Below are 22,233 nucleotides of genomic sequence, written 5' to 3'. Positions count from 1 at the left end.
CTTTTTTATTTAAAATATTTTCTAAACTCTTTTAATCTATTTACTAAACTCTCTTCACTACTTATATAAAGTAGCTCGAAATTCTCTTCAAAACTCTTTTTTGTGTAATTTGCACTTCCAATAAGTACAATATTTTCATCTATTAGCATTGATTTTATATGCATTTTTATTTTATCATCTAATATTTTAGTCTCTACTTTATTCTTTTTAAGCATTTTATATATTTTATCATCTTCTTCTACTTTTGTTTTATCAAAAATGACAAAAACTTCAACACCTCTTTTTTTTGCATTTATAATCTCTTTTGCAAGTTTTTTACTTGAAAAATTATATATGCTTATAAAAATTGATTTTTTTGCATTTGAAATCAAATTCTCAAGCTTTTTTTCAAAAACATCTTTATCTTTTGGTAAAATAAAAGTTTCACTTGCAAAAATATTTATAACAAATATTAAGATTATTAGTAGTTTTTTCATCTATTTCTCCAATATTTCAAAGATATCACTTGGTATTTTAGATGGCTTTCCCTCTTTTAAAAACACAAGTTTAAACTCTGCACTAAAAATAAGTTCTTCACCTTTTAAAATCTCTTGTTTCATAATTATTGAAGCAGCTTTTTTTTCTATAAGCTCTGTTTTTATATCTAAAATATCAGCAAACTTTGCAGATTTTATCCAATTTGCTTTACACTCTTTTACCACAAAAAAATGTGAATTTGAGTGTGGAAGTAATCCTTTTTTAAAAAATAATTCACTTCTAGCTCTTTCACAAAAATTTAAATAGTTTGAATGATAAACCATATCTCCACAATCAGTATCTTCATAATAGACTCTTATTTTCACCGTTATCCCCCTATTTTTTGGGACTTTTGGAATGTTAAATTATTCACTGTGCCCAAACTGTGCCTTTTTTCAAGAAATAAAGCTCTTTTTTTGCGTTGTTCTTTATTTCTTGAGATCTTATATGCTTTTGCATATGCCTTGAGGGTAATGTCGGAACTTTTATGTCCCAACATTTTACTTACCCATAAAATATCTTCTCCCTCGCTAATCATCATTGTTGCAAATGAATGTCTCAGCTGATAGAGATACCTTCTATCATCCTTAGATAATAAATCTTTAAATTGTTTTGCTATAAAATCGTGACTGTAAAATGGCAATTTTGAACTATTCAAAAATATATTACCACTTGGGTCACCACCTGTTATAGCAAATTGAGATTTGAAAAACTCTTTGACACCTGAGATCATTTCAATATCTCTTATAGAAGCTTTTTTCTTGGGAGGGCCATTTTCTCCCTGAATTCTTGTTCTTCTTATCTTAATAATCTCATTGTCAAAATCAACATCACTCCAGCGTAAAGCAACTAACTCTCCAGGTCTCATCCCTGTTCTTGACATGATCCCAATGAAATTTCTCAAATATCCATCTGACCTAGACATCAAATCTTCAATTTCATCTAATGAAAATGGATGTATCTGATTGTCAAAAAACTCACTGTCATCCTCGTCGCAATCCACAAAGACCTCTCTGTCCTTTGGGACATCAACATCTCTAAACGGATTTTCTGAAATCATTTTTTTACCGTTTATCAACTCTTTACGGGCATCTTCTAGTATAGTGTTGAACACCGTTCGATATTTTTTTACAGAAGATGCTTGAAAGGTCTCTAACAGTTTATTTTGCCAATCCAACAATTTCATCGCAGAGATGTGTTGTATGAGCATATCTCCAAACTCAGGAACAATCTTACTTTCAAAATGTTGTAAATAAGCCCTATGGACATGCTTGCGTCTCTTGTTCTTATGACGCATCAAGCTTTTATATCCATACTCCCTTACAGTGTTAGGAATAACTTCTTGCTTCGCTTTTGGGTCATACTCACCATTTAAAATTTGAACTTCCAAATGAGGAATAATCTTTTTCGCAATCAACTGCCTATTTTTAGCAGTATCTTTAAGTTTTGTTGATGCTCTTACCCTCTCACCATCTCCATACCGTATATCTAAACACAGAATGTTGTAATTGTTTGTATAAACTCTTACACTCATCACATTTCCTCCATCGAAGGAATGCCTGCACGAGGTATTATACCTAGCTTCTTATTTAGAAAATCTAAGGTGTCTTGTTGAGTTATGTTTTTTCTCTTCCCTTTTACTCCCATTCGTTTTAATTTAATAATCTCCCTAGGAACAAATACTTTCGATTTTCCTTCTTTTATATAATGAATTCCCTCTACAAAAATACCGTTTTCCATATAATTATTGAATGTATTTTTGGTGATTTCTAAAAAATGGATAACACCTTTTTCTGTTGTAAGATCTGGCAAAAATAGTTGAACCATCTCTATAAGCTCATTTTGTTTGGTGCGTAGATCATCTATCTTTTCTTCTAAATACATGATGACACCTCGGCAGTCTGAGCTGTTTTGCAGTTTTTCAAGTTCTGCAAGTTTTCCACTTTTTCAGGCTCTGGTTGTTCTATCCAAAAATAGATGGCATTTTTTTGATCTGGTCGTCGTTCATAGCTCCATTTTCCCTTATCACCCCAAGCTGTAAGCCATCTTGTAGCCTTTTTCTGTCCGACTTTATACTCACTGAAAAATCGCATTTTCTCCAAGTGGGAGATGAACTCACTTTGGTTCATCTCTCCATCTTCAAGAGCTTCTAGTACATAAGAGACGAATTTTGACTCCCGAGGTTGGATGTTAACCGCTTCATACTCAACCTCTTTAACTATTTTTCTATCTTTGGTTAGAAATGCTTTGCCCTCTATCGCGTATCTACTAGCCTTTTGTGGGTGCAAGAGAATGGTAGAGTTGAAGTCATTTCTCGTGATAGAAAACGAATAATCCGCATAGCTGATGATCTGCTGAGAGTCTGCAAAGTTTCCGTCTTTGTTTAGATGATGGATAAAAAGCGTACTCCCTCCCACACTTCGCAGTATCTTTTCATAAAAGTAAAGCTTTTGTGTATCCACAAAACCCCGTTTTTTAGGGACAGTGAGCATCAGTGAGTCTTGGATGACAAAATACTCTCTATCTGGATGCTTGATCTGCTCTTCAACTATCTCGGCTAAGAGTTCTTGAACCGACTCTGAAAAATCACCGCCTGTTTGTTTCCCTACATAGAAAAATCTCTCAGAAAACTTTCTAAGCAGAGGGTATGCTTCACTCTCTTTGATCTTGGTTTGGTTCATATCACCATCGATCATAAAGATATACACATTTGCTTTGGTAGTCAAAATAGTCGTGCATACATGTAATATGACAGTTGTTTTACCGACACCGCTATCTCCTATCATCACGCCGATTGAACTTGATGGAATCAGGTCTTGCACCAGCCATCTTGTAGCTGGTGCATTTTTGATCTCTTCATAAGTATAGAAGTGACTTTTAAAACGCTCTTGAAGAGGTTTTTTAGATGTCAGTTTAATGTTTTGAGCTTCTTGGATCTCTTGAGCAATCTCAGTTTTTTCATCTTCACTCAAAAACTCGCCAAACTTCTCTAAAAATGCCTTAGCTTCTATAACAAGATAAGGAAGACCTTTTAGCTGTTGTATCCTTGTTTTTGCTTTTTGGAGGGACTTCAAAGTTCACCTCCTGCAACTGCAAGTTGACAATTACTCACATGAGTAAGAAATACTGCTACACCCTCCGTCGGGAACAAAACTCTGTTGCCAATGTTTGTGTGAGGTGGTAGTTTACCGTTTTTAAGCCTTCTGTTTATCGTTGAAAGGCTCACCTTAAGAACTTCTGCCAAGTCATTTTTACTCAACATATAGCCGTAATCGAGGTAAAGAGACTTATAAATATTGTTAGACATGGATAACTCCTAAATTTAATTAGGAGCTGAAAAAACTTACATTTTCATTTTTTCATTTTCTACATTAGTCTTTGATTGAACTTGAAGGGTTTAAAATAATTTATCAAAGCGGGAACTCCATTACCGTCCCGAGGTATTTTCATCATCTTAATTTTAATTTTGCGCGCACATTGTAGATCTTGTGATCTACATATATTAATTTATCTTCATTATACATCATCGTATTTATTCATGGTCTGACAAAAGGCAACCCTTACGAAACCTAGTGTCTTTAATAGTCTAGCTTTTTCAGCTCGTGTTTGTGATGCCCTATAAAGGTCATCAACGGTCAAATTTTAAAGTATGTTTTTTTAGATTTTGCTTAAGTAAATACTGCTTGTCAACAACTGTTATTGACAAACTTTTAAAAATTTTTTGCATATATCATAATACAACACCTTCATTAATTGCATTTTCATATAGTTGGTACAATATTTTAGATTGTTTAGGAGATGGTAATATCATCAACCCATTAGTGTATTTTGTTAAAATATCTAATTGCATCATAGAAATGTGAAGCTTCATTTCATCCTTTTGATAATACTCTAATAATTGTTTCCACTTTTCTTTTTCTAAATTGATTACAAATGATTCAATTTCTATACTTGAATCTAACTTCTTTCCTTTTTTAGCTTCTCTATTATTATATTTTTCTTCTTCTCTATCAGTTAGCAATTCATCATTTATTTCAATTTTTAAATCTAACTTTTTTACCCTATCCCAACATTTTGTTTTTTTACACCATTGTCCAACATTTGTGTTACCTTCTGGAGGATTTGTAATGTTTTTAAATACTGCTTCAGCTATTATTGCAAGTATGTTGTACAATGAGTTTGGTAGTTTCTGTGATTCCCAAATTAAATTAAAATTTAAATATTGTTTTTTTTCTTGAATATGATTAGCTAAATATGCAATTGTGTATGCAACAGTTTGTGCTCTATAAGCTTTATGTAATTGATACCATTCTGATTTTGAGATTAATTTTTCAACTTCTTTAAACATAATAACACGAGATATACTATCTTTAAAATATTGTTCAGTTATTGCTAAATTGTCTTCTTCTAATTTATCCGTTATTGTTTTTGCAAAATCTGCAAAGCTATACTGTGCACCCTTAGATACTATATCTGGTTTTTGTAACCATACATTTTCACTTTTTGATAAAAATGTTTTATCTATTAATTGGAGTTTTGGATTTTCTAATTGAAATTGTTTTTTTTGTGACTTTGTTAGGTATGCTTGTTCATTTAAATATTCTCCCCTAACTCTTTCATAAAACCAATGTGTTCTCCTTTGTGAACCACCAACTGCTGCAACCCATATTCTTTTAGAATAGTTTTTAAACTCTTTGTGAAAAGGACTATTAGAAAAAAAGTCTGATTTATTAATTTTATTTTGAGTGTTTGCATACTCTGAAACATTTGATACGAACTCATTTTGTTTTTCTTTATCCTGAACTACAGATAATTTCATCTGAACATAAATACTTGAAACATCTAAGTTTGAGTTTTTATTTGCTGCATAAATTGCTGATGTAGTTTGTCCACCATTTACAATTTGAAAATTAATTATTTTTGTAATGTTATTTTTATCATCAACATGAACATCAGTAGCAGTTGCAGTGATACCATTATTATAAGCAAAAAACATTTCTGGGGTATATTCTATTGTATTTCTTAACCCTTTGTTTACATTACCTCTAAACTGTAAAAAAGTTCTTACATTTTGTTCAAGAAGTTTTTGCCCATACTTATCGTAAATATCAACCAGTTTATTACCATCTAATATTGTTAAAAATGATTTATACTCATTTGAAACTGAATCAACTTGTAAAGTTGGAATATTAACATCTATTTCAAAATCACCACCTGTATTTTCAGATAAATACACTTTATACAAATATTCTATATCAATAACTCTAAATTCAATTTCTAAATTAGTATCTAAATATTCATTATCTATATCGAGTAAATTTCTTGTAGCTTTGCCATCAGAAATTAACATAAGTCTAACTTTTTTTATTGCATTTTTATTTAAATAGTTATATATATTAAATGCCATAGAATAATGTTCAAATCCTTGCTCCATATTTTCATAAAGAGCTTGACTTGATTTTATAAAAAAAGTTTTTAATCTTTTAAACTTTGTATCAATATGACTTTTTGTTAATGTTTGAATTTCTTCTTCTTGAAAAAATTGATGTGCAAGTAAAGTTAATATTTCTCTTTCTTCATCATAATCATATCCATAAACTTCCATACCTTTTTTTGTATATTCAGCTTCTGTATAATTATTCGATAGGTCACCAGTTATTATAAGTTCTTCACATACATTTTCAAAAAAAGCTTGAGGTTTTGGAATTCCTCTGCTTTGTGTATCTGATAAAATTGATTGTAAAAAATCTTGATGAAACTCTTGTAGTGTAATCATTATCAACCTTTAAATTGAATTCTTTCTATTTCAAATTCTTTACACTGTAGTAAATCAATAGAATAGTTCAAATTTAAAATTCTACTATCAATATCTAATGGTGTAATTTTTGGGAATGATGTACTAACATGGAATATCCTGTTTTTATCTATAATAAATTTATATTTTTTTATATCTAAATCTATCATATATCCATATTCAAAAAGTTTATTATGAAATATCTCAAAAAATTCAAAAGATTCATTTTCTATTTGTTTTTCAATGTCTAAAATTAAATCATCAATAGAAATTCCATTATCTGTAGGAGTTAATCCATAAGAAATTAAATATATAGGTTGTTTATCACTATACAGTTGTGCAGCAGAAGATATTGATACTATTGGTGTTTTTGATGTTTTATATGATTTTACTTCAATAATCATATCTTCTAATAAAAAGTCTTGTTTATCAAAATCAGCACCGACCCATGAAAAAATTGCATTTTTAATGCCAATATTATTAGCAATTATCTCTTTTAAACACATTAGTTCACTAAATAAGCCCATTTGCTTATGTAGTGGAAAGTCTATACTTTTATTTTTTAAGAGAAATTGTTGCCACCTTTTTAATCGATTTTCTATTGCAGTAAACATAGTACTATCATCACTATATTTTTTTGCTATTAATATTAAATCTTTACACAGTGTTAAAAACATTTCCCAATCTTGATTACTATTTAAAGCTATAAAGAGTTCTGTAGTATTTTCTTCATTTCTTTTTAATATCGATAAACCTTTTAACTTTAATATATCTATGTTGTTATCGCATATCGATTTTATTTTAATATATAATCCATATTTACCTTCTAAATCAACAATCCAAAATATGTCATGTTTAATATTTTCTTTTACCCTTCTTTGAGTACTTTTTTTCATATCTTTCCAAGGATTAATCATCATATTCCTCTTCATATCTCATTTGTTCTTCAAGTTCTTTAATATATACACTATTTATAATATATTCTACTGTTTGAGAATGTCCTAAACCATTATCAGGAAAACAAACTCCAAAAGCAGGTAATGTTTTACAAAATTCTGGAATATCCAATATGTGAAGCATTAATACTGGATTTTTTAATCTTTGTCTGATATACTTTGACTTTTCACCTTTTTGAAAATCTTTAGCATTTATCTCTTTTTGTAAGTCTTTATCTAATAATATTAGCTCAGGAGTACCAGATGAAGCTTTTCTTCTAGCAAGTTCAATATAATCACCTTTGTCATTAGGATTATTTCTTAATTGGGCTTGTGTGATAATTGATCCAATAGTTATTTCTTGTTGTTTACCACTATATAATACTATATCCCATTTTGTGTCTATATTTTTAACATATTCTTGAATAAACTTAATAGGCATTAAATTATCAATTACACTTCTCTTATAAATAATAAAATCATTTAAAAACTTTTCTATAGTTTCTCTTTCAATTTCTCTAAAAATAAAAGGAGATTTGTTATCTGATAACTTGCTATCTAAACCATTAACCAAATCAACAAGCACACTTAAATTTTGTGCGTGGACTTTTTGATCTTTAGAAAATCTAACCGTTTCTTTTAATACTCCATTTAAATTCATTTTATGAGGTAATACTTGAGTATTTTTTCTTTTATTTTTTGCAGTAACTTGCAATAAACTATCTGGATGCTGTTTAACAGCTAAACCAAAATCCAGAGGAGTTTTCTTTTCTTTTGCAATCTCTTTAAAGTCTAACATTAACTCCTCAGTTGCTTCAATTATTTGTCTAAAATAATTTTCAACTTCTAAAGGCATATATATTTTACATAAATCTTCATAGCCTGTTCTGTATCCAAACCATCTACCCATTTGCATTAATGTATCATAAAAAATTGTACTTCTTATAAAATAGCTTACACTCAAACCTTCAAGTGTAAAACCTCTTGCCAAACTCATTCCCCCAATTGCTATAATATTTGAGGTTATATCTTTACGATATTCTATTCTTAATTTGCTTTTTTGATGCTCTTCTCTCACCACAACAGTATCTATAATATCCACTAATTGACTAAGAACATTTTCCCACTCAAATTCAATAAAACTGAGCTTTTCAAGAAATAAATCATAGAATTTTTGAATTATAAAACTTTGATTTTTTGCATTTGCTAATTTTCCATAAGATTTTATATCTGCTTTAACAATTTGTAAATGACTATTTACTAAAAAAGCAATTTTAGAATGCATATCTGAAAATCTACTAATATGAATGAGCATACTATTGTGTTTATTCTTTTGTTTTCTTAAATATCTAATTGCTATATTTAAAATATATAAGTTAATTGCTTCATACAAAGATTCTGGTAGAGTTGTTAAGTCATCATCTTTTTTATGGTTCGTCGGCAAAATTTTCAAATCATCATATTTAATATTAATAATGTATTTTTCAGTATCTTCAATAAATATTTTTCTTGCACCAAAATAATTTGTAGGAGCATCAAGAGCATAAATAAAATCTCTTGGAAACAAATCTTTAGCTATATCACTTTCTTTGTTCTTATTATCAAGATAAATATTCTTTGTTTCTTCTACTTCATGGTCTATAAAAATATTTGCATATGGTGTTGCAGTATATGCAACATAGCTACTTTTATGAAATAAACCAAGTAATGCCCTGATTTTTTTGTTTATTGTTGTTGGGTCTTCTTGTTCTTTGGTATTGATTGAAGCATAGTCAGACTCGTCATCAATTACAAGCATTGAATGCTTGTATATTTTGTTTTTATATTGATTTTTTATCCAAGAGATAACACTTGTTAATGTTGATGTATTTTTTTTAATTACTAATAAAATTGGCGTATTAATATTATCAAAATTTGTACCTTGTGAATTTTTATCTGCATCTCTTGCATTAAAGTCTTTTTCAATAGTTGTTAAACTAATTGGTAATTTATCTTTTTTAGAATCTATTAATCCTACCCCAACTAACTTTGAAGTATTTTTTCCTAAAAATGCTTCGTTGATTCTTTCTTGAGTTTGATCTCTTAAATTATTTTTATCTCCAGCAATAACTACTATAAATCTATACCCAGCATCGGCTGCTTTACAAAGAAGTGATGAATAATTTGCAGTTTTTCCAGATTGAACATGACCAACGACCATTCCATATATATCAAATTCTTCTAAATTAGGATTGCCAATATTATCCATTACCATATCAGTATCTTCATCTATTGTTTTTATTACTTCTGGAGGTAAAGATTTCTCATGGTATTTTTTTAATCTATTCCAATAATAATTGTTATTGCTTTTTTCTTGTTCTAGTTTAGTTTTATTACTCCACCATGTTGTATCTCTTTTTTGTTGCTCCTCGCCTTTGATTATTATCCCTTCTTCCATTTTAACATCAAAATGTTTCTCAATTTCGATTCTTAGCTGGATAAAATCTTTATCTGTTAAATTTTCTATAAAATTAATAAAGAAGTGACTTTTCATATCAGAGGAAAGTATTGTTTTTATATTATTGATTTCCCTTTCTATATCAGACGATTCTAAATTATCTTCTTGAAGCTCATATTGTTTATTTAGTTTATTTAATAAAAATTCTTTAACCTCTTCATATAGATTAATCAGCATCAAGTAACTCCTCATGGTTTTTATATAATTCTGTCTTTAATAAACTTTCTATATATTCTTTATCAAAACCTAAATTTTTCAATTTTATAAATAACTCTTTTTTATCATTATCTGTAAGTAAATCTTCTTGTTTAATGTGATGAGGATTTTGTTGTAATTGATGTTGTATTGATTCTAAAGGAAGATAAGCTTGCAAGCCTTTAAGATAACTATTAAATAGGTCTTTATTTTCTTCTGGTAATGATTCAATAAGTTTAATATAAATTGGATGCTCTTTATTCACTCCAAAATGAAATCCATCTTGATCGGGAACTATAGTCCAAAACCTTGTAGTTGTTTTATCATTTATTTTTCTACCTCTTGTAGAAAAAGGTTTAAATCCATCTTTAGTTACTTTTTGTATGATTCTTTTTAAATCTTTTTTTAATTCTGGTAATGGATTTGCAGTTGATTTTTTAATATCGATTCCCCAATAACCATCTTGATTATTTGATATATCGATTTTAATTCTTACTAATTTATGTGCATCACTCGCTTTATGTAAACCCCACCAAGTACCATATATCAATAATCTATTAGCTCTATAAAGATAAAATCCTTGTGATTTTATATAACCATCTTCTGTTCCAAATCTATCCCATTCTTCTCGAGATAGATTTTTATGATGCGGAAGTATAAACGATGTAATTTTTATATTTGAACCATAAAAGTTTATAATCTCAGGAGATTGTTCAAATGTTGCATCGTGATTGGCATTAAAAGGATCAAAGGGTTTTAAATAATTACCATTTACAGAAATTTTTAGTCTTGTAAAACTATCAGCTCCTTCTAAAAATCTGTGAAATACTAAAGACAAATGACTATTTAACTTTTCAACCTTATGTGAAAACGTATCCTGTTTGTATTTATCAATTTTCTCCCAAATAACTAATGTACCACTTTTACTATTTGAAAGTTCATTAAAAAAAGGAATATCTTGATATGTATTTAATTCTGGAGTAATTAATTCCCATTCATTTACTTCTGAAATATAATCTAAATCCCACTGTTTTATTGATAGCTGATTGTCTTTTTTAGAAATTACAGTAAGTTTTTTACATTGAGAAAAAGATGCTGTTTTTAATCCTAAGCCAAATCTTCCTAAATCTCTTTTATCTCTTTCATCATCAGGATTTTTTGTTGCAAGCCTCATAGCTTCTAATAATTCATTATCATACATACCACTACCATTATCAAGCATATAAAATACTAACTCAGGTTTTGGTACAGTATAAATTTTAACTTCAGTAGCATTTGCTGAAATACTATTGTCTAAAATATCTGCTACGGCAATTTCAAATGTATATCCCACATCTCTTAAAGATTTTATGAAGTTTTTTAGATTAGGTTTAACTAATTTGGTTTCCATTAAGAACTCGTACCATTTCCTCTGCAATTTGTTGAACCATTGGAACCACTACTGAATTTCCCGCTTGTTTATATAATTGTCCTCTGGCAATATTATCAGGTAATTTAAAAGTTTTAGGAAAGCCTTGTAAATTAAAACATTCTTTTGGAGTCAACCTTCTAGGCATGTTATTATCTAAAATAATAGGTATATTATGTCCACCACCACCCATATTAGCTGTTAATGTTGGACAGACACTTGATTTATTTTCTCTTACATAATATCGTCTATATTGATATACCGTATCTGTATCTTTTACTGCCTCTATTACTCTTTGATGTATCTTATTATCGAAATTATTATAAATATCATTTGCTAAAACTGTGGATTTATCTAAAAATTCTTTTACTTTTTTAGGACTTTTATCTAATTTTGGGGGTATTTTAAACAATTTTGACAATAATTGTTGTTCTATATCATCTATTTTATTAATTTTTATCGGCTTATCAAAAGTATATTCACATTCATCTTTAAAACCAACTATATAAATACGTTCTCTCCCTTGAGGTATATAGGTATGTTCTGCTGCATTTAAAATAAAAGGGATAAATGAATATCCTGCTTTTTTTAATTCTTTTTTTACAACTTTAAAAGTTTCACCATCATTATGTGATGCTAATGTTTTTACATTTTCAAGAAAATAAGCTTTAGGCTTTAAATCTTTTAGTAGTCTTACAACATCAAAAAACAACTGCCCTCTCTCATCTTCAAATCCTTTACCATGTCCAGCTTGAGAAAATGGTTGGCAAGGAAATCCTGCTGTCAAAATATCTATTTTTTCCAAATTTTCTTTCGAAAGTTTTTTTATATCACCTTTTATTAGTTCTGTATCTTTATGGTTTAATTGGTAAGTTGTACACGCCTTTTCATCAATTTCATTAGCCCAAACAACCTGACATCCTGAATTTTTAAAAGCTTGACATACTCCTCCAACTCCAGCGAACAAGCTTCCTACTTTATATGACATACCTAGCCTTAATATATATTAATTATAATCAACTTATAATATCATAATTAATATTTATAAAAAATTATTCATTGATTTATTACTTTTAAAACCCTTGTCTTTTGAGTTCTTTAGCAAACTCACTAAGCCCTTGCTCGATCTTTTCCATAGCTGTATGATTGCTCACTGGGACTAGTTGAACCATACCGTTGATGAAATTAGTTTTAAAGATCTGTTCTGTCTCCTTGTGGATTACCATATCATCATAATCTTTGTAAAAATCGTAGTTTTTTGTAAACTCTTCCGACATCACACTAAATACTTTTTGTTCCATTACTACCTCTCCATTTCAGATTTTAAGTGCATCTTTTAATTTTTCTATAGCTTCCGCTCTTTTTGCTTTTGGCATTTTCTCAAGGTTGAGCATTTTCCACTTTACAGATGGAAGCTCTTCTATGTTCTCAAACGGAAGCAAACTCCAGTCTGGATGTCCCTCTTTAAAACCTATCAAAAAATCACGATGATTTTGAGTAAGTTTAGAACGGATTGTGCTAATTAGCTCTATTCTCGTTGCTTCTAAAACTTCCAAAGGCATTGGCTCTATCGGCATCCCGACAAACTGTTCAGAGTAGATTCTCTCAATGTCTATCAAGTTTGGTTGCAGTAGTTTTGATATAGGTTGATTACTGCTTATCAAGTACACTATAAAAACATCCATGAGAGTATCGCTTATACCCTCATTGTCAAGGAGTCCTCTGACATCAAAAAAGTCTCTAGGGTGTTGTCTGTCAAGTGCAGCGCAGAGTTTTCCAGCATACAGATCATCCAAGTGAACTACGCTAGTCTCTGCAAAACCAAACTCCTCTTCCACTCTTGCCGATACATTGAGCACACTTGGTTCTCTTACCGTTCCTCTTGTTACTGGCGATGCTTCTATTTTGATACGGACACCGTTTTTTTCAACTTGAAGTTTAGAGAGTATTCCATCTCCTTGTTGATCTAGCCTATATACTTTTGCACCTCTTATTGAAGACTCTATAGAGTTAGCAATTCTTTGAAACGACTCAGCAATGTTTTGAAGGCTGGTTTGTCGATCTTCTACTGGAAGATACATAAGGTCTATATCTACGGAGAGTCGTGGCATATCTCTGACAAACATATTGATAGCCGTACCGCCTTTAAGAGCAAAACACTCCTCTTGTGACACATAAGGTAATACTTCCAAAAGTAGCTGTACTTGTTTGTAATAGATAGAATTTTTATCTAGCATGGTACTCCTTTGGTACTGTTATTAAAAACTCGTTGTCAAAGACACCGTTTTTTACGATCTGCATCCTGCCAGTTCCGAGTTCCAACTCATCTTTTTTTACATGCTTTGCCCAAGGGTGGTTAAAGTAACTTGTCAGAAAAAGAAATAAGCGTTTGACTCTTATGTTTTCACACACACCTAAAAGTTTATTGACTAAAGATGGGCGAAGTGTTGTGAGTCCCTCAAATATCTCTGCTGCAAACTCAAAACTTAGTCCATCTGGCTTTACTTGATAAAGAAGCTCTAACATAGCTCTTTCAGGAGAGGAAACTACCATCTCCCAATCTTTTATATTTGATGGTATGCTTTTGAGACCTATTTTCTCAAAACAGGGCTTTTTCATCACATTAAACTTTTGTTCAAGCTCTATGTTTTTAAACCATGCTGGAAGTTTTTGAGTACCATACAAATATATAGTTTGTGAGTTATTCAGTGGCAGATAATGCGCATAACCTTGAAGATTGAGTGATGTTACGCCACCTATGTGAAATGGCTCATGGCTAAGTTTTTGCAGTCCTAAAACAGCACCCTGCCAAGATGGCTTCGCATCACCTCTTATGCATGAGCCTCTTGAGGTTTTTTTGAGCCAACCGCTTTTGGTGTACTGGTAAAGCAGCTGCATAGAGTAGCCTTGTTCTGCAAGCCAAGAAGCAGGAGCTATAACTCCCTCTGGTAACATTTGATATAGTTGTTTTATTTTTATACCATTTTGTAAATTCATAATTTATATTTTAGCTATTTTTAAAAACAAAAGCAAGAGATTTGTTTCTTTATTTTATATTTTTATAAAATATTAGTTTATAAAAGTTGCTATTTTAAAAACAAACTAAAAAAACTCTCTCAAAGAGTCTCGAAATGATTTATTGTATGTAGCAAAAAGTGCTGCGACGATCATAATCAATATTACTAAAGCACTACTGCTTTCCCCTTTATACAAAGCAAAAACAAACAGTGCAAAAAGTAAGGCTAAAAATGGCATACGAATTTCCTAAACGAAGTAATTTAATACTTCTATTTTACTATATAACTTATAAACATCCCTATATTTAAACAGTTTCGTTACTTATCTTCCTTTTCCATTACAAGATAAGTATATTCTTTAATTACCTTAGTGCCTCTATATTGTCCACCTGCTTCATACATATTAGTTCTGTAACTACCTTTAAACTTCCATCCATCAGCATACATATCTTTTATTGTGGTAACTTTTTCAAAAGATCCTGGACAAGTCATCTTATCTTCTGCAAAACCAGAATATTCTGTCTTAAATTGACATATAGCCACCTCTGTAGCACTTGCAATCCCAGCTAACACTAAAAAAGCTAAAAATATTTTTATCATTACCATCTTCCTCCCGTAGTATCATGCATTGCCCAAAAATTTGCTTGTCTGTGGTAGTAAGCATTTGCATTACCATTTTTACTAGGTTTGAACCATGCAAATATTAATGGCATCCACAAAACGATATGTGCAAAAGTATTGTCACTTATGTATTTGATAAACTCTACCATAGCATTGTAATCTTCGATGATCCAGTAGCCTACCAAAATCGCTAATGATATTACCACTAAAGTCGAATAGCTAACAATCAGTCTTGCTAGTACATTTGTAAAATACTCTGCCATTTTTTGCTCCTGAGATATAAATTCATATAATAAATATTAACTCAAAAATGCTTATTAAACACTTATAAGTGTTTGTTAGATTTTGACCATATAGCTATTATCTTTCAAAACTTATAGGTGTTTATTATTGGAAGAAAATATAGATAAATTTTTAGATGAAATTGTTCTAAAAGTAAAAGAAGAAAGAGTAAAAAGAAATATTAGTCAACTAATGCTCGCACAAATTTTAGGACACAAATCTCCCAACTATGTAGCAAAGATTGAAACCAGAAAACATGATGTAAGCTATAACCTTTCCCACCTGTATAAAATTGCTTACGAATTTGGTATCGAAGTAACTGATCTTATCCCTCACATACAAGACTCTCAAAAATAATTCAGTCCGTTGCTATTCACTGTCGTTCATATATAGGCTGATTTCATCCTTGAAAAAGGACAAAAAGAAGTATTTATATACTTGTTTTTATCCCCTAAAATAAAATGCTTACACAAGCTAACACAGAAAACCCCTATATTAAGAAGTTTCTTGCATTGTGTCTAAAAAAATCGTTACTAGGTTAAACTTTTCGTCCCTTTTACTCACTTGTAGACTTTAAGAGGGCGACAATATTCTCAAACTCGATAAGATCATCCTCTTTGATTTTCAATTTTTCAGTAATTAGTGCATAAGCATATGCATCCAAAATATTAAACTCTGGATACCTTTCTTGCAAATCATTTAACCGAATATTTTCATAAGCTCTTTTGATCTTTTTTTTGTTTTTATCGTTGTATTTATCAAAATGATAGATGGCTGCTCGTTTGATATTTTCATCATAATTTTGATATATTGTTTTTACAAACTTTAGTAAAAAAGAGCGATGAATTACATAACCCTTTTGAAGTTTCAAATTGTACGCTTTTTTTAGCCAAGTATCTACGATCTTCTCAAGTCGTGACCTTGTTTTCTCTGAGCGGATGCCAACCATCTTATCCATAGTAGAGATAATCTCCGTAATCTCTGGTTCACCTTGTGTAATATCCCAAATAATACCTGTTACGGCATTGATTGGCTTATCTTTTATGATATATCTTCTTTTAAAATTTTCATCAGTCAGCTTATCGTAAAGATATTGAAAAGCATCCTTTGAATATGGATATATATCTAAAAGTGAAGATTTTTCTTTTGATTTAACTCTAGGCATTTTTTCTCCTTAATAACCTTTGTTTTGATAGGACAAAATCGCTATCTATAAAGAGTATATTTGAAAATACATGCCAATTCTAGGGCTAAATTTTGATTGATACATAGTGATATACAGTGATACAGTAAATATTTTTCTATGTTTCGAAAAGGTACAACCATTATAGATAGTTCAACTTTAACTCACTTTTCATTTGCTCACAAAAAAGTAATGCAATTTGATATGGATACTTTTTGAATAAATTAAAATTTTTATTTTTTACAACTTGAATTTTGTTTACATTTTGCATATTATATTCGTCTAAAATTGCTTCAACTTTTTCTGTTGTCAAGGAAGGCGAATTAATAACATCATGTGTATTTCCAAACTTTGATTTTTTAATTAAAAATATTTTTCTATCATAGCCACTAATATATGACTTAAAAAGAGGTGTATCTTTTGTAACAAATTGCCCTATTCCAAAATCTGCTTGAATTTTTTCAAATCTTTTTCGTGGACTTGATATAAAATGTAAACTAATACTATATAAAAATATGTCCCAACTTATATTATGAGTTCGTTGTATTATATTATCATATGTCATTTTTTTATCATATTTAAAAAAGTCACTATAAATGTGATTATTATCAAAATATCTATATGCAAACTCTAGTAAATGCTTAAAGACTCTACCTTTCATAACCATCGAATCGTATAAATTATTTAGTTTATTTTCAATTGAAATATTTTTCCAGTTTTCGATTATTATCTTAATTACAAAACCAAATATAAGATAGTAATCTGCTAACACCTGATTAATATCTACTTCTTTAAAGTTTTCATCAAAATAATATTTAATCGTGTTTTCATTTATAATTTGAGTCTGTAATTGTAGATTATATTTATGTTTATCGATAAAATGTGTAAAGTAGGATTTTCGATCTTCTACAAGCATATCAACAGTTTGAAATCCATGCGATTGAATTCTTTTGATATCAATTAAAACTTCTCCTGTATTGCTAAATATTTCTTTATTTAAGTGGTTAATGACATCTAACTTATAAATCTTTTCAAAGGTCATATTAGGCTTAAAATTACGATGATGTGGATTTACATAATCTTCCAAAACATATAACAGATAATTTAAATCAAGACCATATTTAATTTGTGTATCAACAAAGTCATTTTGAATTTTTTTATCAAAAAACCTAACAAACATATTTACAGCTTGGTTGTCTAAGAATATTGTATGATCTACATAAGGTTCTTTTTTGAAATGTTCTGAAATATATAAAAGGTTTTTATAATCAGCGAATGGATTTACTAAATAGATTTCTTTGCCATCTTTTGTAAAGCTATCAAAATATTTTTTTGTATGAATTTGTCCAATAATTGATTTATAAAAATTTGAATGTTCTAATTCATTAGTACCAATCAACAGAGAGTAATTTTTAATGAAGTCATATTTAACTTTATATTTATTATATATATCAACATATGCTATGTCATCACCTATAATCATTGCTTCGTATAACATTTCTCTTAAAACATCTTTTTCATACATTTCAACACCTATATAAATTATTCAATTAGCTACAAAACTTAACGAACTCGCAAAACATAATTACGTTTATTTAAACCAGCTATTAATTCTTCCATACTTCAATACCAGCCCAAAATACTGGATGAATATTTTTGTTTTTCTCTATGTACTCTCTAATTGATATTGTTAAAGCTTCTTCAAGATTACTATCAAATTCGAGTATTTTTTCAAATATCTCCAATGATTGTTCCAAAAATACATCCCATCTACATAAAATTGCACTATTGATATTTTTTGAAAGAATACTACTAATTATTGTATTGCTTGTTTCATGCTCTCCCATTGACAATGAACCTCCACTACAACTTAAAAAAGCTACACATTCCTCCAGTCCAGCAATAAATTGAAAATCATCTATAGTGTAAGTTTTTTTCTCACCCTCAATAGATAAGGCACCTGTTAATATATTTTGATTACTTCCTTGAATACCATGACTGATAATTAAAAGTGAGTTTGTTTTATTACATGCCATCGTGCTAGTTATACTAGAAAAATTATCTTCAAAATTTTCAATATTTTTTTGTCTTCTAGTTTGACTTCCATTGATCCATTGATTTGTTTTAACAAATTGTGGATCAGATTTTTTTCCTAGATTTGCAATACTAAACACATTTGTAGTGTTTGATTTTTTATCAAAAAAATAGTGTCTATTCGTTAAATTAACAATAGAATCAACTTCTTCAACTAACCACTTATCAGACAAGCGAATCAAATTGGAAGAAATAAAAGGCAAAGACAAGTCATGATTTATATAAATTTTTTTATATTTGTTGTTCGTTATATGTACCAGTAAAGGCTCAAAATAGTACAAAGATAATTTATAATATGACTCTTCTATTTCTTTTATATCATATTGTGTACTTGTTGTAAAAGTTTGAATTTGACGAGCTAAATTATCAACATCTTTTTTATCAAATTCACTTTTATTGTTGATAAAGCCAAAATCAATAAAATCATTTGTAATGACTAAATAGCATACAAATATTTTTGTATCAATATATTGATAATATATTTCATCTATCTCCATTTTCGATTGAATTATCGTAATCGGAACTTCGTCATAAAGTGAATCATTCATATATACAGGATGGTTTTCTTCCAAAATTCTTCTCAATTTAGCATACTGTTTACTTTTTTCTTCATACTCTACACTTAAAAAAGCTTCCTTAAAATTTTTAATACTATATTGTGAAAGTTCCTCAATCAATTGTAAATATTCTTTTTCAATCTTTTCTAATTCTTCGGTTACTTTTGCACCTGATTTATTAATCTTTTTTTCTTTTTGGGTTCTCAATGATAAATAATCAAATCCATTTAAAATATTTTGAATTATTTTGAATTTTTCAATGTCATTTGAATACATTTTACCTTTAAACAATATAATATTTACTCTCAGATGTAGTTCATATATAATCCTATTTTCATCTGCTATAAAAGCTCTTTCATAAGTATTTTTGAGATTTTTTCTTTTTTCTTCTAAATCCTCAATAGAAATAGTCAGAAGTTTTAATGATGTTTTCCACCGTTCTACTGGCGAATATTTGTTATCTGAATCCATAAAAATCAATTCAGCAAACCAGTTTAATAGCTTAGCTCTTTGATCTTTTCTCATTACAAGCGCACATATAAGATTTTCTATATTGTCCATTATCAGATCAAAATCAATATGTAACTGTTCTGATTTTGCAGTCGCAAGTGTATAGTGATAAAAATCTAAAGCCCATTGAGGATTATATTCTTGCGTATTATAAATTTTATATCCAAGTAAATTATAAATAGCATTCCAATCTTCTTTAGCGATATACTCATAAACCTCATTTTGATTTGCATTTTGGGGCGTTAATCTTTTAAAAAAGTGGATAAAAAAGTCAAACTCAGTAGTAGAAAATAAAAATTTATTATTTTGAATCCAGATATTAAGAATTCCCAGACCATCTTCAAGAAATGGAATAATTTCTTCTGTTTCTATAAAATGTTCTATTGTACTAACTATACAAGTTATACCTTCAATTTCTTTGCCATTTTTATATTGTGCTACACCCCATGAAAGTGTTCCAAGTAGTCTTGCTATTTTTGATTCTTCTTGATTATTAATTCGATTAGCAAGATACCATAATGTTATTGAGTGATTATTTGCAAGTTGCATTTCTCCAATGTAAATAAAGAAGTTAGCTATATAGTATCGAAGCCATATTTCTTCCATTTTATTTTCAGCTTGAGCAATAAAAGATTCTGATGCTTCTTTTATCGTTTGTATTTGCTCATCTGATAAAGAAAGACTTTTATACATAGTAACCATTTTGATTAATTCATTATCCTTAAATCTATTTGCCATTATAGATTTGTCAATATCACTAATCTCAATTTTACTATTAATGCTTTGTAGAACATCGATGGTTTTTTTACTTAAGTACTTTTTCCAAGTCTGTTGATTTTGTGAATCATCAATAAAATCTTGCCAAGTTAGATAGCCTTTATCATCATGCGTAAGAATTAATAAACTGTTAAATAGCTCATCAACTCTCATTGTTGGAAGTCTATCGGGATACTTCCTTTGGTATCCAATCTTAATTATTTTGTTGGCATGTCCATGATTGCCAAGTATTTTCATACGATATTTTGCAGCATCTACAGAATGTATATTGTTACAAATTTTCAAAACATTTTTAAAATGACAATAAGCTTTATAAGGACTATTATAAACTTCAAACCATATTCTTCCTATTCTATAACTCTTTTCAACATCTAAAACTTCATCATTATAATCCACTATTATATTTGAGATTTGTTGTTCCGCTATATGACCATTGATTGGTTTATCTTTTTCAATTTTAAGAATCTCTGATAATAATAAATGATAGGGTTCATTTGTCAAGGCGAAAAGCTTATTTCTATATTCTATAGCGGTATTAAAAGTTCCTTCTTTTGTAAAATAATTAGCACATATTTCTAGGACTTTTACATCTTTTGAGTCCACTTCAAGCACCTGCTCATATATTTCTTCAAACTTGCCTAACTTTATTGCCGTATTTAGAAAAAGAGTATTCAAGCCAATGGTTAAAGGATTTTCTTTAAATATTGCACTGCTGATAGTATAAGCTTCATAATATTTTTCAGCAAAATAATATAAATTTGCTAACTGTTTTTTTTCACTGTTATGTAGTATTTCAAAATTTTCTTGCAAAAATTCAATAGCCTTATTTTGAAGACCATGTTGTTGCCATATCATAATTTGTAAATTTCTAATTGAATGTTCATCTAGTGAGGCTTTATATTCTTCCAATACTGTTAATGCTTCTTTATATGTTGCATTTTCTAGTGCTTTAAAGATATCTTTTTGTATGTCTTTAGAATCATCATTTTCGTATTTAATACTTAATATTTCTATATCGTATGCCTCTAACTCAGTTGTTATTCTTTCGCTAACTTCTATATTTGCTTGAAGTAAAAAAAGAAAATGATATTTATATTGTTCGTATAAATCTTCAATAAATGATATAAGCTGTATGGAATCTATATTTTCATAAGAATGATAATTGAATTGTTTTGTTCCACTTTTTATTTGAAAATTACTTTGAGCAGTGTTTAAAAATATTTTTTCGAGACCTAATATTAAAACTATACTCTCTTCTTTTAAAGCTAATAATTTTGATTTCATTTCATCTACATTTTTTGTTTTAGGCAAATAACAATCAAAACTATTAAAATAATATTTTTTTGAAAGTTCTACTAATTGAGACATATTTAATTTATCATTTTCATAGGATATTATTTGTATATCATAATGTTTAGCATCTTTAATCAAATTAATAATTAGTTGTTCAGATATACTTGTAGCATTTAATATCAATGTCTTCATAAATTTTATTTTATTCACTTTAATTCTTTATATATTAAATTGTTGTTTTTTATTATTATAGCCAATATTGATGTTAAGACATGTAATTTAATTTTATCTATAAAACGAATCAAATAAAACAATTTCTATATATTAATGAAGTTTATTTTATATGCTTGATTTAGAATTGAATAAGGTTTTAAAGATCTATGAAAAAATTAAAAAAACATCAACACAAGTTGTCACAGAGTGTGCCCAAACTGTGCCTCAAGTTTTACATTTTTTCGCTAAAAATAGAAATTAAAATGTGCAGACATTCCCATTTTTAAGTATTTTGTTTAAAAATTAAAGCCTACTTTATAATCATAATAAACCCGTATTTT

Annotated in this window: 21 protein-coding genes; 1 reads left to right on the top strand and 20 read right to left on the bottom strand. The window is 28.9% G+C overall.

Features of this window, described 5'->3' with window-relative positions; genetic code table 11:
- Nucleotides 1–5 precede the first annotated feature (5 nt).
- From ATH_RS04335 to ATH_RS09855, 17 genes are all read right to left on the bottom strand, one after another.
- A complete protein-coding gene (locus tag ATH_RS04335) occupies nt 6–476 on the bottom strand; it encodes a phospholipase D-like domain-containing protein (RefSeq protein WP_066183650.1) in 471 nt (156 codons plus the stop codon).
- Nucleotides 477–842 (bottom strand): YbgC/FadM family acyl-CoA thioesterase, encoded by a 366-nt coding sequence (locus tag ATH_RS04330; protein WP_066184364.1) that lies wholly within the window; start codon nt 840–842, stop codon nt 477–479.
- 2 nt (nt 843–844) lie between these two features.
- Nucleotides 845–2,050, bottom strand: a complete 1,206-nt coding sequence (locus ATH_RS04325; RefSeq protein WP_066186335.1) for a tyrosine-type recombinase/integrase — start codon at nt 2,048–2,050, stop codon at nt 845–847.
- The gene (locus tag ATH_RS04320) at nt 2,050–2,400 is read right to left on the bottom strand and encodes a hypothetical protein (RefSeq protein WP_066186338.1); all 351 of its coding nucleotides are present in this window, start codon (nt 2,398–2,400) and stop codon (nt 2,050–2,052) included. Before ATH_RS04320 ends, ATH_RS04325 begins: the two co-directional genes overlap by 1 nt.
- Complete coding sequence (locus ATH_RS04315; RefSeq protein WP_066390501.1) at nt 2,391–3,590, bottom strand: AAA family ATPase; 1,200 nt, start codon at nt 3,588–3,590, stop codon at nt 2,391–2,393. The genes ATH_RS04320 and ATH_RS04315 overlap by 10 nt, the downstream gene beginning before the upstream one ends.
- Entirely contained in the window at nt 3,587–3,778 is a 192-nt protein-coding gene (locus tag ATH_RS10075) for a helix-turn-helix domain-containing protein (RefSeq protein WP_371317586.1), read from the bottom strand. Before ATH_RS10075 ends, ATH_RS04315 begins: the two co-directional genes overlap by 4 nt.
- Before the next feature lie 468 nt (nt 3,779–4,246).
- Complete coding sequence (locus ATH_RS04305) at nt 4,247–6,292, bottom strand: AIPR family protein (protein WP_066186344.1); 2,046 nt, start codon at nt 6,290–6,292, stop codon at nt 4,247–4,249.
- A 2-nt stretch (nt 6,293–6,294) separates the two neighbouring features.
- A complete protein-coding gene (locus tag ATH_RS04300; RefSeq protein WP_165595959.1) occupies nt 6,295–7,206 on the bottom strand; it encodes a PD-(D/E)XK motif protein in 912 nt (303 codons plus the stop codon).
- Nucleotides 7,207–7,219: 13 nt separating this feature from the next.
- Nucleotides 7,220–9,919, bottom strand: a complete 2,700-nt coding sequence (locus ATH_RS04295) for a Z1 domain-containing protein (RefSeq protein WP_066390503.1) — start codon at nt 9,917–9,919, stop codon at nt 7,220–7,222.
- Entirely contained in the window at nt 9,909–11,327 is a 1,419-nt protein-coding gene (locus ATH_RS04290) for an ATP-binding protein (protein ID WP_066186352.1), read from the bottom strand. Before ATH_RS04290 ends, ATH_RS04295 begins: the two co-directional genes overlap by 11 nt.
- Nucleotides 11,308–12,333, bottom strand: a complete 1,026-nt coding sequence (gene dcm, locus ATH_RS04285; protein ID WP_066186354.1) for a DNA (cytosine-5-)-methyltransferase — start codon at nt 12,331–12,333, stop codon at nt 11,308–11,310. Before dcm ends, ATH_RS04290 begins: the two co-directional genes overlap by 20 nt.
- 85 nt (nt 12,334–12,418) lie before the next feature.
- Nucleotides 12,419–12,646 (bottom strand): hypothetical protein, encoded by a 228-nt coding sequence (locus ATH_RS04280; protein WP_066186356.1) that lies wholly within the window; start codon nt 12,644–12,646, stop codon nt 12,419–12,421.
- A gap of 15 nt (nt 12,647–12,661) precedes the next feature.
- The gene (locus ATH_RS04275) at nt 12,662–13,582 is read right to left on the bottom strand and encodes a nucleotidyl transferase AbiEii/AbiGii toxin family protein (protein ID WP_066186359.1); all 921 of its coding nucleotides are present in this window, start codon (nt 13,580–13,582) and stop codon (nt 12,662–12,664) included.
- Nucleotides 13,572–14,342 (bottom strand): type IV toxin-antitoxin system AbiEi family antitoxin domain-containing protein, encoded by a 771-nt coding sequence (locus ATH_RS04270; RefSeq protein ID WP_066186362.1) that lies wholly within the window; start codon nt 14,340–14,342, stop codon nt 13,572–13,574. The genes ATH_RS04275 and ATH_RS04270 overlap by 11 nt, the downstream gene beginning before the upstream one ends.
- 105 nt (nt 14,343–14,447) lie before the next feature.
- Nucleotides 14,448–14,600: a hypothetical protein gene (locus ATH_RS09860; protein WP_165595960.1), complete on the bottom strand. Its 153-nt coding sequence runs from the start codon at nt 14,598–14,600 to the stop codon at nt 14,448–14,450.
- 80 nt (nt 14,601–14,680) lie between these two features.
- A complete protein-coding gene (locus ATH_RS04265) occupies nt 14,681–14,962 on the bottom strand; it encodes a hypothetical protein (RefSeq protein WP_066186368.1) in 282 nt (93 codons plus the stop codon).
- Entirely contained in the window at nt 14,962–15,132 is a 171-nt protein-coding gene (locus ATH_RS09855) for a hypothetical protein (protein WP_165595961.1), read from the bottom strand. Before ATH_RS09855 ends, ATH_RS04265 begins: the two co-directional genes overlap by 1 nt.
- Nucleotides 15,133–15,373: 241 nt before the next feature.
- On the opposite strand from ATH_RS09855, the gene ATH_RS04255 reads away from it, so the two are divergent.
- On the top strand, nt 15,374–15,622 hold the full coding sequence (locus ATH_RS04255; protein WP_066390505.1) for a helix-turn-helix transcriptional regulator: 249 nt from the start codon (nt 15,374–15,376) through the stop codon (nt 15,620–15,622).
- Between the two features lie 199 nt (nt 15,623–15,821).
- Here the strand turns inward: ATH_RS04255 and ATH_RS04250 are convergent, their stop codons facing one another.
- The 3 genes from ATH_RS04250 to ATH_RS04240 all read right to left on the bottom strand — a co-directional run bounded on the left by ATH_RS04250 (nt 15,822) and on the right by ATH_RS04240 (nt 21,889).
- On the bottom strand, nt 15,822–16,430 hold the full coding sequence (locus tag ATH_RS04250; protein WP_066186377.1) for a hypothetical protein: 609 nt from the start codon (nt 16,428–16,430) through the stop codon (nt 15,822–15,824).
- A 160-nt stretch (nt 16,431–16,590) separates the two neighbouring features.
- Complete coding sequence (locus tag ATH_RS04245; RefSeq protein WP_066186380.1) at nt 16,591–17,973, bottom strand: hypothetical protein; 1,383 nt, start codon at nt 17,971–17,973, stop codon at nt 16,591–16,593.
- A gap of 82 nt (nt 17,974–18,055) precedes the next feature.
- A complete protein-coding gene (locus ATH_RS04240; RefSeq protein ID WP_066390508.1) occupies nt 18,056–21,889 on the bottom strand; it encodes a tetratricopeptide repeat protein in 3,834 nt (1,277 codons plus the stop codon).
- Nucleotides 21,890–22,233: the final 344 nt, after the last annotated feature.

The organism is Aliarcobacter thereius LMG 24486, from assembly GCF_004214815.1.
Lineage (GTDB): Bacteria > Campylobacterota > Campylobacteria > Campylobacterales > Arcobacteraceae > Aliarcobacter > Aliarcobacter thereius.
Note: the sequence above shows the minus strand (reverse complement) of the source record. Positions and strands in the feature narration are given on the sequence as shown.